The sequence below is a fragment of the Treponema pallidum subsp. pallidum str. Nichols genome, assembly GCF_000410535.2.
Classification (GTDB): domain Bacteria; phylum Spirochaetota; class Spirochaetia; order Treponematales; family Treponemataceae; genus Treponema; species Treponema pallidum.
On the sequence record NC_021490.2, the window covers coordinates 24,238 to 38,252 of the forward strand.

Sequence of the window (14,015 nt, forward strand, 5' to 3'; positions counted from 1 at the left end):
GGGAAAGATGAAAACCGGGGCGGATCGCGCACCGAAGCGTCCCCCTACCGTTGCTTCCTTCCGGACCTAGCGGGGTTTGGGGGATATTTCGTGGGCGGCCCCGGAACGGAGAGAGAGGGATTCGAACCCTCGGTACCCTTTTGGGGCACACACGACTTCCAATCGTGTACCTTCGGCCACTCGGACATCTCTCCTACGGCCGCACCCAGCCGGTTCTGAGAAGGGGGTGCGACGTTTCCTCAGCCAACAACGGAGAGAGAGGGATTCGAACCCTCGGCGCCCTTGCAAGAGCGCTACGGTTTTCGAGACCGTCCGATTCGACCGCTCTCGCATCTCTCCTCAACAACAACGGCAGAGCCCCACAGGACACCACCCTCAGCGGGACAAGTCCCGTAATGAGACTAGGCGGATTCGAACCGTCGACCTTCAGATCCGCAATCTGACACTCTATCCAGCTGAGCTATAGTCTCAAGGGAGTGGGATGCCAACCGGCCCCCAAACCGGAGCAGGGGGGATTCGAACCCCCGGCACTCGGATGAATGCAACTCCTTAGCAGGGAGCCCGATTCGACCACTCTCGCACCGCTCCAAAAAACAGCAAACAGACGCACCGTACCGAATACTCCCCGCGGAGCAGGGGGGATTCGAACCCCCGGTGCCTTGCGACACAGCGGTTTTCAAGACCGTCGCCTTCAACCACTCGGCCACCACTCCGGACGCCCTTCCATCCTGCGTGTAAACGTTGCTCCTGTCAAGTCTTTGTACGAGCAGCATAAAAAAGTGGTACGTGTAGAAAACTTCCCTTCTGGGGAGAAGCTCTTAGAGAAGTAGCGTTTTTATGTTACGCTCCCCCTTGTAGCTTGAGTAGGGGAGTATATGGACGATGCAAGATATGCAGAATGGAGTGCATCTTTGGTGCAGTTGCCCGATACGCATTTTTTTGATCTTATGCGCCTCTATTTGGGTGTGCTTAAGACTCCATTTCATAAACAGAGGCTTGTTCAACAACTTAGTGCCTTCCTGCAAAGAAAGTCTATTCAGAACGCTGTGGTGCAGATGCTTGATGAACTCGACTTGTTATTTATTTCTGTTGTTATGTGCGTTCCCCGTGCAACGCTCGAGCTGCTGACAATTTTTTTTTAGAACGTGTTGCCCAGGCGGAGATAAGAACACGTCTACTGAATTTAGAAGAACGTCTTATTCTTTACCGCATTCCTCAGATGCCTGGTGAGGTTACACAGGCAGAAGTCGCGAGCGTTGCGCAGAATGGTAGGGTGCGGCAAACGCCGTGTTATGGTATCAATCCTCTGTTGCAAAAAGCATTGAGTACGGTAGCTGGACTCAATCTTTTTCTCATTCCGCAAAAGCGGATGCGTCCATCCGCACAGTTATTGACAACAGATTTGATGCTGTGCGCATTGTATTCGTTTTTTACGCACGGGGAAAATTTATTAAAAGTCGATGGGACGTTTAGGAAAAAGGCATTTGTTATGTTCCAGGCATTGTTTCCTGTTGATCCGGATGTGGTGAGTGTGGCACTCCCTGCATATCTGCAGAGAGCAGGGGAGGAAAGGGGTACATCACGTCTTTTACAGGAAGGTCGGCGCGTCTTGGAACATCTGGGATTGATTGTCTGCGAATCAGCACAGGTGCATGTGCAAGATAAACGGTGGGCTTCTTTTTTCTCCTTAACTGCTCTGGAACGTGCGGTGTATTTGACAGTTGCCAGTACGGCTATTCTGCGCAAAGAGGTGCTCGTACAGCGAGCGCAGGCTTTGCGTACACTTCTCTGTGTGTTGCACCCAGATGCGCAATACGCACCTGAAGATCTAACACGCGTGTATCGTATCTTGGTGGAAGAGGCAGCACCATCTGTTGCTGCTGATTTTTTCTCTTCTTTGTCTTTGTCCAAAGATACAATGCTGCAAAAGCGTAAAGGAGCTTTACATGATTCATCGGTTTTTTCTATGCAGTCGGCGATCACGGCTATACGCACGGCCCAGCTTTTTGGGTTGTTGTGTGTGAAAGATGGACTGTGCGCGTTGAATGAGGCTCTATTTAAAGGACAGTACACGCGTGGGCCAGGAATGGTCTTGTCAGCGACGGCAGAGTTAACCATTTTCCCCGATGGAGATATGCAAGGGGTTTTGCCAATTTTATCCTGTGCGCATGTCTGCTCACTACAAACAGTTGCCACGTTTGAGCTCAATAAAAAAAGCTGTACCACTGGCTTTGCGCGCGGATTAACAGTGCAGGCACTTGCACAGGCTTTAGAATGTAAAACAGGTGAGCAGGTGCCACAGAATATACTATCTTCTTTCCGGCAGTGGTATGCACAGATAACCGCGTTGACCTTAAGACGCGGCTTTGTCATGCAGGTTGATTCATCTCAGCAAGCTTTTTTTGAATCTGGCGGGCCACTGCACCCGCTAGTGCGCACGCGTCTTGCAGAAGGAGTGTACTTTTTTGATGAATGCCAAGAGTGTATGTTGTATCAGGCGCTCGCGCGAGCGCGTCTGTCCTACCTGTGCGAGCCAATTGATACAGCCACCCCGTTATTCCGCCCTGGTGAGCAGGGTGCACGTGCGCTCCATGTGCCTTCCTTTTCTTTTCCAGTGCGGTCTGCTCGGGGAGTCTCCGAGGAATCAACGCGAGATTTTGCACATTTAGGTGCCTTTGTGTTGGAAACTCCGAACGTTTCGTGCACGCACAGTGCTGCAGATACTCCGTCTATTTCAGAACAGACCGGTGGGGTGGCTCACGTGCAGAGCGAAGAGGATGTAGATCCGTCCACGTCTGGTGCAACGGGTAAGTATTGGGACAAGGCACAATGGCGCAAGGTGCAACGGATGCGACGTGCTGTGCGGCTGCAGCGGCTCAAAGAGTTTGAGGCGCACCTGCAACAACTAAAATTGGACGCAACAGAGCAGACGGAGCTACGTGCCCGCTTGCAACGGGGGTTGATTCTGGATAGAATGCAACTTTCGTCCGAAACGATCCGCAGGGAGAGAACGGAAGCGAGCGGGGTTGATTTTTTAGGCAAGTATCGTCTTGCAGAGTGTGCGTTACGTTCTGGTGCTTTACTTGAGATTGAGACTAGTTCAGGGCAGTCAGTGCATAAGATAGTGGGTACGGTGTGCGCAATTGAAAAATGCGAAGAGGATGCGTTGCTTCACGTGTGTGTACACGCAGAACTTCCCCCTGAGCGAGTATCGATTGCGCGCGCGTCCAGGATAGTGCTACTGAAAAATTCTATTTTTTCTTGAGTCTGTTCTGAAGGGGATCCTTTTGTCTCTTGTAAAAAGGAATAGACGAGCGGGTAGGATATGAGTCGTAGGAAACAGGGACGAGAGTTATTCAACAGTCATGTGGGCGTGGTGTTGTCTTGTGTCGGTGCGGCAATGGGGCTTGCAAACGTGTGGTTGTTCCCTGGACGCCTGGTGGAATTTGGTGGTGTGACGTTTTTAATTCCGTATTTTATTTTTCTATTTGGTCTTTCCCGTTTTGGACTGATGGGGGAGTATGCTTTTGGAAAGACACTGCGCTGCGGTCCTGTGCGTGCGTTTACCCGTGTGTGTGAAACACATCCATCGTGTTTTTTACGAGCACTACGAGGTAGCGGGTGGTTTCCGGTAGGAGTATTGCTCGCTACCTGCTCTTTTTATGTAGTGATTATAGGGTGGATCTTGCGTTATGTAGTATTTTCGTGCACGAATGCACTTGCAGGTACTCAGGCGCACGACCTGTTTTACCAGGTTGCAGGGACAAGTGCGAATGTGCCGTGGACGCTTGCAGCTATCGCGCTCACAGCGTGTGTAGTGAGTGCGGGCGTGCAAAAGGGGGTGGAGCGAGGAAACATTATAATGATGGTACTTTTTTACGGTGTCCTTGCGTTTATTACAGGATATATATTTACTCTTCCTAACGCGTGGATAGGTATGCGTAGAATGTTGGCATTTCAATCTTCATCATTGTGCAATCCGAGACTCTGGTTGTATGCATTAGGCATGTCGTTTTTTAGTCTCAGTTTGGGGGGCGCGGCTATGGTTTTATATGGCAGTTACATGCCAGATACGGTGGACATACCGCGTACTGCATTTCAGACAGCGACCTTAGATTTTTTGGCATCAGGTATGTCCGCATTATGTTTAATTCCGAGTGCGTGGGTTTTAGGTATGGACGTCAGCAGTGGACCGGAGTTTTTGTTTGTAACAATAACCCGTGTCGCCTCGCAGATACCGATGGGGGTGATGATAAGTGTGTTATTCTTTTTGTGTGTACTATGTGCAGCGTTAAGTTCTGCAATTGCTATGTTAGAAGTAATACTCGAGTCTTTTGTGCACACGTGTACAGTGGGGCGCCGAACGCTGACGTGGTCACTAGCACTCGTGGTTGCGTTTGTATCTCTTCCTCTGAATGCCTCGATGAGAGTGTTCGAAACGTTTACAGATATAGTGGTGGTTATACTATCTCCGTTATCTGCCCTTATGGGGAGCGTGATGATATTTTGGGTATATGGTGCAGAGCGTTGCCGTGTAGCTATCAACCGGTGTGCACGCGGTCCGTTGGGTAAATGGTTCACGCCGTATATGCGGTACGTGTATTTGGGGCTTTGTGTAATGATTATGGTGCTTGGGGTAATGTTCGGTGGTTTTTAGTGTGATGACGCGCAAAAGCGGCCAAACCCACAGTTGGGTAAATATATTCTTTGCAAATTGTCGACACAACCGTTGACGAGAGGGATCGCAGGTGGAGAGGTGTCGTGCCGGGGATATGTTGACACGTCCGTACTCCTCAGTTTGTGAGGCTCCAGTTATAGGAGGGGGGATAGCTACGCGTGAAAAGATTTGCTCTTATTGGACTTGGAGACTTCGGTCTTAGCATGCTAAAGGAGCTGCTCAAGCTCACTAACAATATAGTCCTCCTGGACAGGGATCGAACGCTCGTTGAAACCTACCGTAGCAGGGTGAGAATCGTGCGCGCAATTGATGTGTTGGACGAATTCACTCTGTGCAAGATGATTCCACAGGATATCAACGCAGCGGTTATTGATCTGGGGGTTAAAATTGAATCATCAATCATGATAACAACGTTTTTAAAAAAATTAGAAATTGCAGATATCGTAGTTAAGGCATACAGCGCTGAACAAGGGCATATCCTCTCGAGCGTTGGTGCTACGCACGTAGTGCTCCCGGACCGGGAGGCAGCTAAAAAAGTCACTCCTATGATTGCTTTCGATCTTCTTTTCAACTTTATGCCACTTTCTGCGCAGCTGGCAATTGCGGAAATGGCTGTGCACGAGGACTATGTGGGAAGAACTTTGCGTGAAGTGGATGTGCGCAAAAACTTCTCTCTTAATATCATTGCTATCCGTAAGCGCGATGCAGAGGATTTTTGTTTTATCAATGATCCTGAATACTGCTTTGAAGCGAACGATGTGTTGCTCGTTGCCGGTTCTCACAAAGACATCTATGCACAGTCGCAGGACAAGCTGGCACATACCCATAGCTTCAGCGACTTTTTCAAACAATGGTTCCTTACCAGCTGACTTCCCAATGTTCCGCGCACGGGAGTAGGCGCGTGTAATCTTCCCTTTTCCCGCACATGCCTACGTAAAGGGGAATATTTAGAGAGGGGGCTCAGCTTCAAGTTTTGAAAAATAAGGCTCAAGCGTTGCCGCTTCCCGAATTGAGGTTGCAGTGCTTACCACCGCAGCTTCAGCACACGTGCGCTGCGCCCAGAGTAGTTGGGTACACAAGTGCATGTCTGTTACCCGTGCGTCTAGAATATGCTCAATAGCCGCAATACGCTCTGTTTCTGTCGTTCCGTTGAGAAAGCGCAGGAAACTCGCAAAACTTTTATGCTCCGGTGTTTCAGGAGTTACCGCCGTACTGTACGCTCCTATGATTAGACGTTCCATCGTCTTCTGGTTAAAGAGACTGGAGGTGCCCTTGTGATCGGCGTGCAGGTGCTCAATCGTCTTGAATATCACGTCAAGGGAGTGGAGCGGATTTGGATCGCGGTAAGTTAGTGAGGAAAATATGCCATGTACTGGATCTGGCAGGGTGAATGCACCGTAAGCACCACCTATCGTTCGAATTTTTTCCCAAAACGGCTCAGTACTTAGATATCGGGCAAACACCTGCTCTACCCCGCGTCTCTCCAAAGGAAGCCGTGGATGTGCAAGGGACAGCGCTGCAAAACCCACTTGCACAGGGGCTGGAAGCAGCGTCAGCATATTGCGGGTGCGCATGTGCTGCAGGGCCTCTTGAAAGAGCACACCGTGAGCGGAGGGTATCTGTTGTTCGTGCGCTGTGGGCGCAGAGGTGTGGTGGATAAAATAAGTGGATAGCGGTGCACGAAAACACGCCAGAGGTTTTGCCAATGCATCTAGCGCTGTGTGTAACGATGTTTCTGTACCACATACACATCCGATCACTCCTGCAGTGAGCAGTTTTTCATGCAGCGCTTTGAGTTTGGCTGCCAGCGAAGGGGAGGCAACGGTTTCTGTACACTCTGTCCACAAAGCACGTACCAAGCGAATCTGCGTGACTCCAGTCCAGAGTTCTTCTACGGCCTTTGCTGCATTCACGCGAGCGTTTGCCTTTGCAAGTGCAATGGAATGTCCTGAATGCATGGCAGCGCTATCCAAGTCATTTTTATATTGTGCAAGGATGTCTTTTAACCGTCGTGTATCTGTAAAAGAAAGACTGCGCACGTGTGCACACACGTACGAAATCGCCTGTACGATAAAGCGCGACAGCATTTTTACGCTGACAACTAGCCACGCTCGCCCGACTATATCGCTGCGTTGCAGTGTGTTCTGTCCCCTCAGTAAGGGGAGTATCTCGCTTCCCTGATCGCCTGCTACTATACAGCGGGCGGCAAAGCCCCCGGTGAGACGGGCAATCTCGGCAGATACCACACTCCAATGATGTGTCTCGGTTCCCATACCTGTCAGTGCGTAGCCATACAGTGGCAGAAGTTGTGCTTCTTTTACACTGAGCATATCTGCTGGGATTGCAAGGTGTAAGTACGTAATATCGTTCGTGGCAAGCTCATGCACGAGAACAGGAACAGAACCAAAAAACTGCATGGTTTCGCTCAGTTCTGGGGTGGGGACTGGCAGTTGTTCCCGCTTTATATGGGGGAGCAACGCAAGGAGTTCCTCCGGATCGGGTGTTGTCTGTCGTACACGCAGTGATTCTTGGTCAGCTCGGAGGCGCGCCGCTGCTGGCTGCGTGAGTGTACGGGAGAAATCCTGTACGTATTTTTCTAATTGCTCATCAAGTTTTTTTGAGAAGTCTGGGTCTGGGTGTACCGAAAGTACCGTGTACTGCGGGTTGCGCAGCAAGTGCGTGAGGATGAGATTTTCCACGTAGTGTGGATGGTGGTGTACCTTTTCACGCAGTGCCTGCAGTGCGGGGATATAACGCAAAGAACTTTCTGGACCTGCACCGTGCAACCATCCACGCAGCGAACGCTGCATGAGCACGAGAGAAAAAGGACCGTCAGAGCGGCGTACTTCAGTATTTGAAAATTCGAGTGCATTCAGCGCTGTTTCCACTTCCTGTGGAGGGATGCCGTGCGCAACAAGCGACTCTAGTGTTTCAAACACGCATGCCTTTAGTGCATCGACCTGTGTATGCTGCACCCCAGTCATACCTACAAAAAAAAGCATACGCTTTAGATCGATGTGACTGCCGTTATATGCGTATAAATCCTCACCGAGTTCTGATTCTAACAGTGCCTGTGCAAGGGGAGCAGCATCGTGACCGAGCAAAACGTGTTCGAGCAAAAACACGTCCATTAACTGTTCAGCCTTGTCTGATTCTGGGAGTAACCAGCTGAGCAATACGGCGCACCGTGTTAAATCCATCCCCTCGCTCGCCGGTGCGTACCCGGTGTACGTACGGGGACTTTGGTATGCAGGGATAGGGGGGATGGGGGGCAACGCTTTGCGGGCAGAAAATTTTGAAAGGCATTTATCCTCAATAAATGCCATCTGTTTTTCGGTGGGTATATTTCCGTACAGAAAAAGCTTGCAGTTTGACGGGTGATAGTGTTTTTTGTGAAAAGCTTTAAACGATTCGTACGTGAGACGAGGAATAACTGTTGGATGACCTCCTGAATCGTGTGCATACACTGAGCCACGTGTGGTCGCGTGTGTTGCGTGCTTATACACAAGCGTATGAAAGTCTGCATACACACCGCGCATTTCATTCAGTACAACGCCCTGGAGGGTAAGTTGGTTGTGCTCATTAAACTCAAAGCGGTGTCCTTCTTGCTTAAAGGTCCACTCTTCGATCAGGGGGAAAAAGACTGCGTCTGCATATACACTCATAACATTGAAGTAGTCAGTCTCTACCAAGGAGGAGGCCGGATATACTGTTTTGTCCGGAAAGGTTAGAGCGTTAAGAAACGTTTTCACGCTTTGTTTCGCGAGTATGAGGAACGGATCCTTGAGGGGATAATGCTGTGATCCACAGAGCACCGAATGCTCAAGGATATGAGCAACCCCGGTACTTGCTTCTTCTGCCGTCATAAAACAGAAGGCAAACAAATTCTCCGGGTCTTCGTTGAGAATGTGGTACAACTCAAGCCCTGTTTTTTTGTGTCGAGCATAGACACCCACTGCCGAAAGCTCAGCGAGTGAATGGCGCCAGATAATTTCAAAACCGTGAAGAAGCGTACTCATCGGTGATTCTCACTCCTCTTCTTGCAAGCTATTTGGAAGCAATGTGCTGTTGCGCGCCGGCACTGCGCAATGTAGCTAAAAAGTGCTCAGTGATGGTGCGCGTATCATGCGCTGAAGGCGGGAACGTGTCGTACTCATCGCGCACAAGCTGTGCGCGGTTTTTAGAGAGATTAGAGAGAATTTTCTGAACAAAAGCAGGATGATTGGTGTTGATGAGCGCAGCAAGAGTTTTTTCAGAACAAGACGCCAGGTGTTTTTGCAAAAATGTATCTGGGAGCGCGGGGATATCATCCAGCGTGAAAAGATGCGTGCGGACACGCGCTGCAAGTGTTGGATTTTTTTCTGCAAGGGCATGAAGAATTGAATGCTCAGTCGCGCGCTCCATCTTTTTGAGAATTGCCGCAAGCACTGCATGCCCGTCAAGATCACGGCGCTGGGACAAATGGAGCGCTGCAAACTTTTTGTGCAAGGAGTCACTCATGACTTGCAGCACCTGAGGGTTAACGTGCTTTAACTTTGCAAGGCGAACGATCAAGTCCTTCTTCTCCTCTGTGCTGATATTACTCAAATAGTGCGCAGCGCTTTCTGGAGGCAGCTGCGAGAGGATGAGTGTTTTGGTGGCAGGTAGTTCTCCTTCCAGGAGGGGGAGAAGTTGGGAGGCTTCAAGCGCAGCCAAAAACTCAAAAGGTTTCGGCTGTGCCGCTGGCACCGCCCGCTTCAAGATAAGATCGGCCTTTTCTTCCCCAAACGCTTTGGAAAGCATCGACTGCGCAGCACGCAGTCCACCGGTAACAGGCGACACACGAGCGCAGAGGGCAGAAAACTCCCGTAGGATCTCACGCGCTTCTTCTGGACTGAGGGGTTTGAGTGTCAGGAGCTCGGCAACCACCGCCTCAATCTGTGCAGGCTCAAGTTGCTTGAGCACCAGCGCCGCCTGCTCTTCTCCAATGAGGGAGAGGAACTGGGCAATCTTTTTATAAACGGTTCGGCCTCGGTCTTGTTCACGTACGGTGGCTTTGATTAAGCCACGAGGAGATTCGGTTCTATTCATAGAAAGAGGACTCCGCGCGGTCTCCGGACACGCAGTTCATTGTAGTGGAGGGTGTGCTCTTGACACAAGGGCGTGAGCACCTTAAAAGGTGCCCCCCCCCAGCGGGGAGGGGTCCAAGGATGTATGGCGTTGTCTCTTCGGTTCTGGTGTTTTAGCCCTTCGGGGGAATTACGTGTGAGTGTTCTTTCCGTTTCCGCTGCGTTCGGTGTGTTGGTAGTGCTGCTGGTGCTTTCCATGTTGTTCTCTGCTGCGGAAACAGCGTTCTGTGCGCTAAATACCTTAAGACTTCGCTACCTGTACGAAAAACGTCATGCTCGCGCTCGAGTGGCAATGCGTATCCTTCGACGGAAAAACTTCTATCTTGCTGCTGTGGTTATCGGGAACACCCTGGCGAGCAGTGCGTTGTCTGCAGTCATTGCGCTTTTTGCACGTGCCCTCTTTGGCATCCACGCAGTGGGGTGGAGCATCGGTGCAGGAACGGTGCTTACACTTCTTTTTGGAGAAATTATTCCGAAGTCACTTGCCTTGTGCCGGCCGAACGCAGTGGCACTGCATACTGCGCGATTCTTGCAGTGGAGCGCTTTGATGCTTACTCCTTTTGTACAGGTGTTCTGTATGGCGCGGAGTGCGCTCTTGCGTCTTGCGCGTGTCGCGTGCCACACTCCCTCGCTGCGTGTTACGGATGACGACCTGCACACCGTACTGTACGCTGGAGAGGCGGATGGCACTGTGACTTCCCGCGAACGCGCATTGTATCAACGTATTTTGCATTCTGCATCCCTTACTGCGCGAGATATTATGACCTGTCGTGCGCAATTGATTGCAGTTCCGCGCGCGAGTTCTCTGGCGGAGGCAATTGCCTGTGCACAGAAGATGCGCGTTTCGCGTGTTCCAGTGTATGAACGGAGTGTTGATTGGATAATTGGTATTTTCGATGTGAAGAAATTCTTGTGCTCAGAAGAGGTAGACGGACGAGATTTAGAAGAGTGCGGAACACTGATGCAACATGTGAGCGCGCCGGTTTTTGTCTTCGAATGTACACGACTTGCATATGTGCAGCACAAATTGCGCGCACACTCACGCGCAGTCGCCATTGTGCTTGATGAATATGGCGGGACGGCAGGTCTTGTGACAAAGCACAATATATACCAAGCATTTTTTAAGAGCAGTGCGCATGAATTCCCTGTGAATTCAACAGGTCCGCAGGTTACGCGTGCGGGGGTACGGGCGTATATATTTCCTGGATCGCTGCGCTTGGATGAGATAAATGATCTACTCGGCACCGATTTTTCTTCGTGTACCAGTGAGACCCTTGCAGGTCTTATCATGGAGTATACAGGGTGTATTCCTGATCCTGGCACCACGGTTGTATTCGGTTCTTGGCGTTGTGTGGTGCTACAACTGCATGTGCGCAGAATCGTACGTGTTCGGTTTGAGTTTCAAGGATAGTAGGGAAGCGCGCGTGGCATACCCTTTTCTGGTAGGATTGGAACTCATGTTCTTACTTGTGTGCTCGGCCCTATGTGCAGGTTCAGAAAGCGCGTTGTCGTCGGTGAACCAAGACGATGAACGTAAGCTTAAGCGGCACAGTACACGTTGTACACAACGCTTATGCTGGCTTCTGGCCCGGCGCGAACAGCTGATTACCACAGTTATTGTGCAAAACACTGCACTGAATATGGTGCTCTCTAGCGTGGTGACGTTAGGCTCTATGGAGTTGTGGGGTGCACAGTCGGTGTGGAAGGCACTGGTTGCGGTGACGTGCGTGATTATTCTTTGTGGAGAAATGTTCCCGAAGGCGCTGGGTGCACGGTACTCACTGGGATTCTTGATGTGGATTGCGCCTTTTTTGCAATTGAGTTACTGGTTGCTGTACCCCTGCGCGTGTGTGTCGTCAGCATTGATGCATGTGCTGGAGGGTATTTTTTTGCCGCGTCATACGACGTGTCTTTCGCGAGAAGAAATTAAAACGCTTATTGCAGTTGGGGCACGAGAAGGGGTGATTTCGTCAACCGAAAATCAATTGTTCCAGCGCGCTTTACAGTTTAAACGCATACCGCTTGCACACGTTATGGTACCGCACACACACTTTGTGTCAGTTTTTCAGGACACACCACTATCTCATGTGTGGGATGCTTTTCGTACCTGTTCCTTTTCTCAGTTGCTCGTGCATGATGCTGCGGGGATCGTCTGGGGTTTCGTACACTACTGGGATATTTTTGGAGAAAGTAAAGTATTACCCTCGCAGTCATCAGATCAGATGGTGTCGGCATGTGTAGCGAACACCAGAGCTGCGGTGCATCGGGTGGGTGATTTGGCACAGGAGTTGTGTTGTGTACCGAATGTAGCTGACCTTTTTTCAGTGTTAGATATGCTCTCGGTATCAAAGCAGCAGATGGCGTTAGTGGTAGACGAGCGGGGCGATGGGGAAGGATTAGTAACCATGACAGACATTATGGAGGTAATTTTTGGTTCACTTGCTGGAGTTTCGGAAGGAGTAGAAGGATACACAGTGCATGGGTCAATGGTGCAGCGAATGTCAAAACCTCGTGTTGATTTTCAGATGAAAAGCGTCGGTACTCATGAGATTTTATGTTCAGGAACGGTTCCTCTTGAATATTTTAACGAAGTGTTAGGTACGCGTTTGCAGTCGCGCGTGTACCACACGGTGGGAGGTTTACTCCTGGAACGTTTTGGACGTCTCCCTACGGTAGGGGATGAGTTGGTAATTGAAGGATTGCGTTTTAAGATACGCCGTGTACTCGATCGGTATGTTGTGTCTGCCCTCGTGGACACTCGAGCATGTAGGTCAAGCGTTGGCTGACGCCTAAGTAAGTACACAGGATGGGGCCGTACTTTTGCGGTATTCGTGCAATTAAGTTGTATGTTGATCGGTGTTCTACAGGAATGTGTGCGCAAAGGGGTGAGAGCATGAGTTGCTATCGTGTTGAAGGTGGGTTTCCCGTTTCAGGTTGTATTCGCGTGTGTGGAAATAAGAATGCAGCGCTTCCCTGTATTGCGGCGGCAGTTCTCACACAAGAGCCAGTGTTACTGCAAAATGTGCCCGACATTGAGGATGTGGCGGTGATGTTAACTATCTTTCGTGCGTTTGGTGGGAGTGTTGAAAGGCGTGGTAATCATGAGTACATGTTACATCTTCCTCAGTTACAGACGTGCGAAGTGCCGTGCGAGGCTGCGCAGAAAGTGCGTGCTTCCATTCTTTTTGCAGGGCCACTTCTTGCGCGTGGTAGAAAAGCAGTGCTTCCACCACCTGGTGGTGATGTTATTGGGCGCAGGAGACTTGATACGCATTTTCTTGCGCTTGCCGCACTTGGCGCACAAGTTCGTTTAGATGGGGTGTTTACTTTCTCTGCAAATAAGCTGGTGGGATGTGATGTCTTCTTAGACGAGGCATCTGTGACGGCGACAGAGAATGTGCTTATGGCTTCAGTTCTTGCCGAGGGGGTTACGGTAATCACGAACGCGGCGAGCGAACCGCATGTGCAAGATCTATGCCATTTGTTGAATGCGATGGGTGCGCGCGTCTCTGGCATCGGATCGAATGTTTTAACAATTGAGGGGGTGAGCGCGTTGCATGGTACCACATATACACTTGGGGCTGATTTCATGGAAGTAGGTTCGCTTATTGGGCTTGCGGTAGTAACGCGTGGAGCATTGACGATTTCGGATGTGAACGTACGTGATCTACGTCCACTAGGTTTTGCGTTTAAAAAACTTGGAGTAATTTGGAGCGAGCAAGAGCACGCGGTAAGCGTCTCTGCGTCGCAGGATCTGCGGGTAAATTACGATTTTGGCGGTATGATTCCTAAAATAGATGATGGCCCGTGGCCTGCATTTCCGCCGGATCTGACTAGCATTATGACAGTGGTGGCGACTCAAGTCGAAGGGGTTATATTGATTCATGAGAAAATGTTTGAGTCGCGTATGTTTTTTGTGGACAAGTTAATTACCATGGGTGCGCGTATCATCCTGTGTGACCCGCATCGGGCGCTTGTTTCAGGTCCGAGTGCATTGCATGGGAGTGACCTGGTATCTCCTGATGTGCGTGCGGGAATGGCGATGGTGCTTGCAGCGTGTTGTGCGCGCGGGGTAAGTATAATCCGTAACGTGTATCAAATTGAGCGTGGATATGAACGTCTAGTGGAGCGTTTGCAGGCAATTGGTGTCCGTATTTGGAAAGAGGGTTGATCGTATTATGCGGTAATTTGATGAAAAGATGTGAAGTGTTGCCAAGAATCTTTTTTTT

The 14,015-nt window shown here is 50.2% G+C and carries 9 protein-coding genes, 5 tRNA genes and 1 other RNA gene; 7 read left to right on the top strand and 8 right to left on the bottom strand.

The window, feature by feature from the left end:
* Window positions 1-10: 10 nt before the first annotated feature.
* The 6 genes from ffs to TPANIC_RS00100 form a co-directional block, all read right to left on the bottom strand.
* Window positions 11-105: signal recognition particle sRNA small type (gene ffs / locus TPANIC_RS05165), an RNA gene on the bottom strand.
* 1 nt (window position 106) lies between these two features.
* Window positions 107-194 (bottom strand) — tRNA-Ser (locus TPANIC_RS00080).
* 56 nt (window positions 195-250) lie between these two features.
* A tRNA-Ser gene (locus tag TPANIC_RS00085) sits at window positions 251-339 on the bottom strand.
* A gap of 57 nt (window positions 340-396) precedes the next feature.
* Window positions 397-470: transfer RNA gene (locus TPANIC_RS00090), tRNA-Arg, on the bottom strand.
* A 31-nt stretch (window positions 471-501) separates the two neighbouring features.
* A tRNA-Ser gene (locus tag TPANIC_RS00095) sits at window positions 502-588 on the bottom strand.
* Window positions 589-628: 40 nt separating this feature from the next.
* Window positions 629-713 (bottom strand) — tRNA-Ser (locus TPANIC_RS00100).
* A 162-nt stretch (window positions 714-875) separates the two neighbouring features.
* Here TPANIC_RS00100 and TPANIC_RS00105 point away from each other — a divergent pair.
* From TPANIC_RS00105 to TPANIC_RS00120, 4 genes are all read left to right on the top strand, one after another.
* Window positions 876-1,142: a hypothetical protein gene (locus TPANIC_RS00105; RefSeq protein WP_010881470.1), complete on the top strand. Its 267-nt coding sequence runs from the start codon at window positions 876-878 to the stop codon at window positions 1,140-1,142.
* Complete coding sequence (locus tag TPANIC_RS00110) at window positions 1,097-3,265, top strand: hypothetical protein (protein ID WP_010881471.1); 2,169 nt, start codon at window positions 1,097-1,099, stop codon at window positions 3,263-3,265. The genes TPANIC_RS00105 and TPANIC_RS00110 overlap by 46 nt, the downstream gene beginning before the upstream one ends.
* Before the next feature lie 60 nt (window positions 3,266-3,325).
* A complete protein-coding gene (locus tag TPANIC_RS00115) occupies window positions 3,326-4,657 on the top strand; it encodes a sodium-dependent transporter (protein WP_010881472.1) in 1,332 nt (443 codons plus the stop codon).
* A 179-nt stretch (window positions 4,658-4,836) separates the two neighbouring features.
* Window positions 4,837-5,547, top strand: coding sequence for a potassium channel family protein (locus TPANIC_RS00120; protein WP_010881473.1), 711 nt, complete (start codon window positions 4,837-4,839; stop codon window positions 5,545-5,547).
* 78 nt (window positions 5,548-5,625) lie between these two features.
* On the opposite strand, the gene TPANIC_RS00125 is transcribed toward TPANIC_RS00120, so the two are convergent.
* Both TPANIC_RS00125 and TPANIC_RS00130 read right to left on the bottom strand, forming a co-directional pair.
* Window positions 5,626-8,697: an insulinase family protein gene (locus tag TPANIC_RS00125; RefSeq protein WP_010881474.1), complete on the bottom strand. Its 3,072-nt coding sequence runs from the start codon at window positions 8,695-8,697 to the stop codon at window positions 5,626-5,628.
* Window positions 8,698-8,725: 28 nt separating this feature from the next.
* Window positions 8,726-9,748, bottom strand: coding sequence for a flagellar motor switch protein FliG (locus tag TPANIC_RS00130; RefSeq protein WP_010881475.1), 1,023 nt, complete (start codon window positions 9,746-9,748; stop codon window positions 8,726-8,728).
* Between the two features lie 72 nt (window positions 9,749-9,820).
* Here TPANIC_RS00130 and TPANIC_RS00135 point away from each other — a divergent pair, with 72 nt between their 5' ends.
* From TPANIC_RS00135 to murA, 3 genes are all read left to right on the top strand, one after another.
* Window positions 9,821-11,197 (top strand): hemolysin family protein, encoded by a 1,377-nt coding sequence (locus TPANIC_RS00135; RefSeq protein ID WP_014342761.1) that lies wholly within the window; start codon window positions 9,821-9,823, stop codon window positions 11,195-11,197.
* On the top strand, window positions 11,154-12,572 hold the full coding sequence (locus TPANIC_RS00140) for a CNNM domain-containing protein (RefSeq protein WP_235214062.1): 1,419 nt from the start codon (window positions 11,154-11,156) through the stop codon (window positions 12,570-12,572). Before TPANIC_RS00135 ends, TPANIC_RS00140 begins: the two co-directional genes overlap by 44 nt.
* 107 nt (window positions 12,573-12,679) lie before the next feature.
* On the top strand, window positions 12,680-13,957 hold the full coding sequence (gene murA / locus TPANIC_RS00145; RefSeq protein ID WP_010881478.1) for a UDP-N-acetylglucosamine 1-carboxyvinyltransferase: 1,278 nt from the start codon (window positions 12,680-12,682) through the stop codon (window positions 13,955-13,957).
* Window positions 13,958-14,015: the final 58 nt, after the last annotated feature.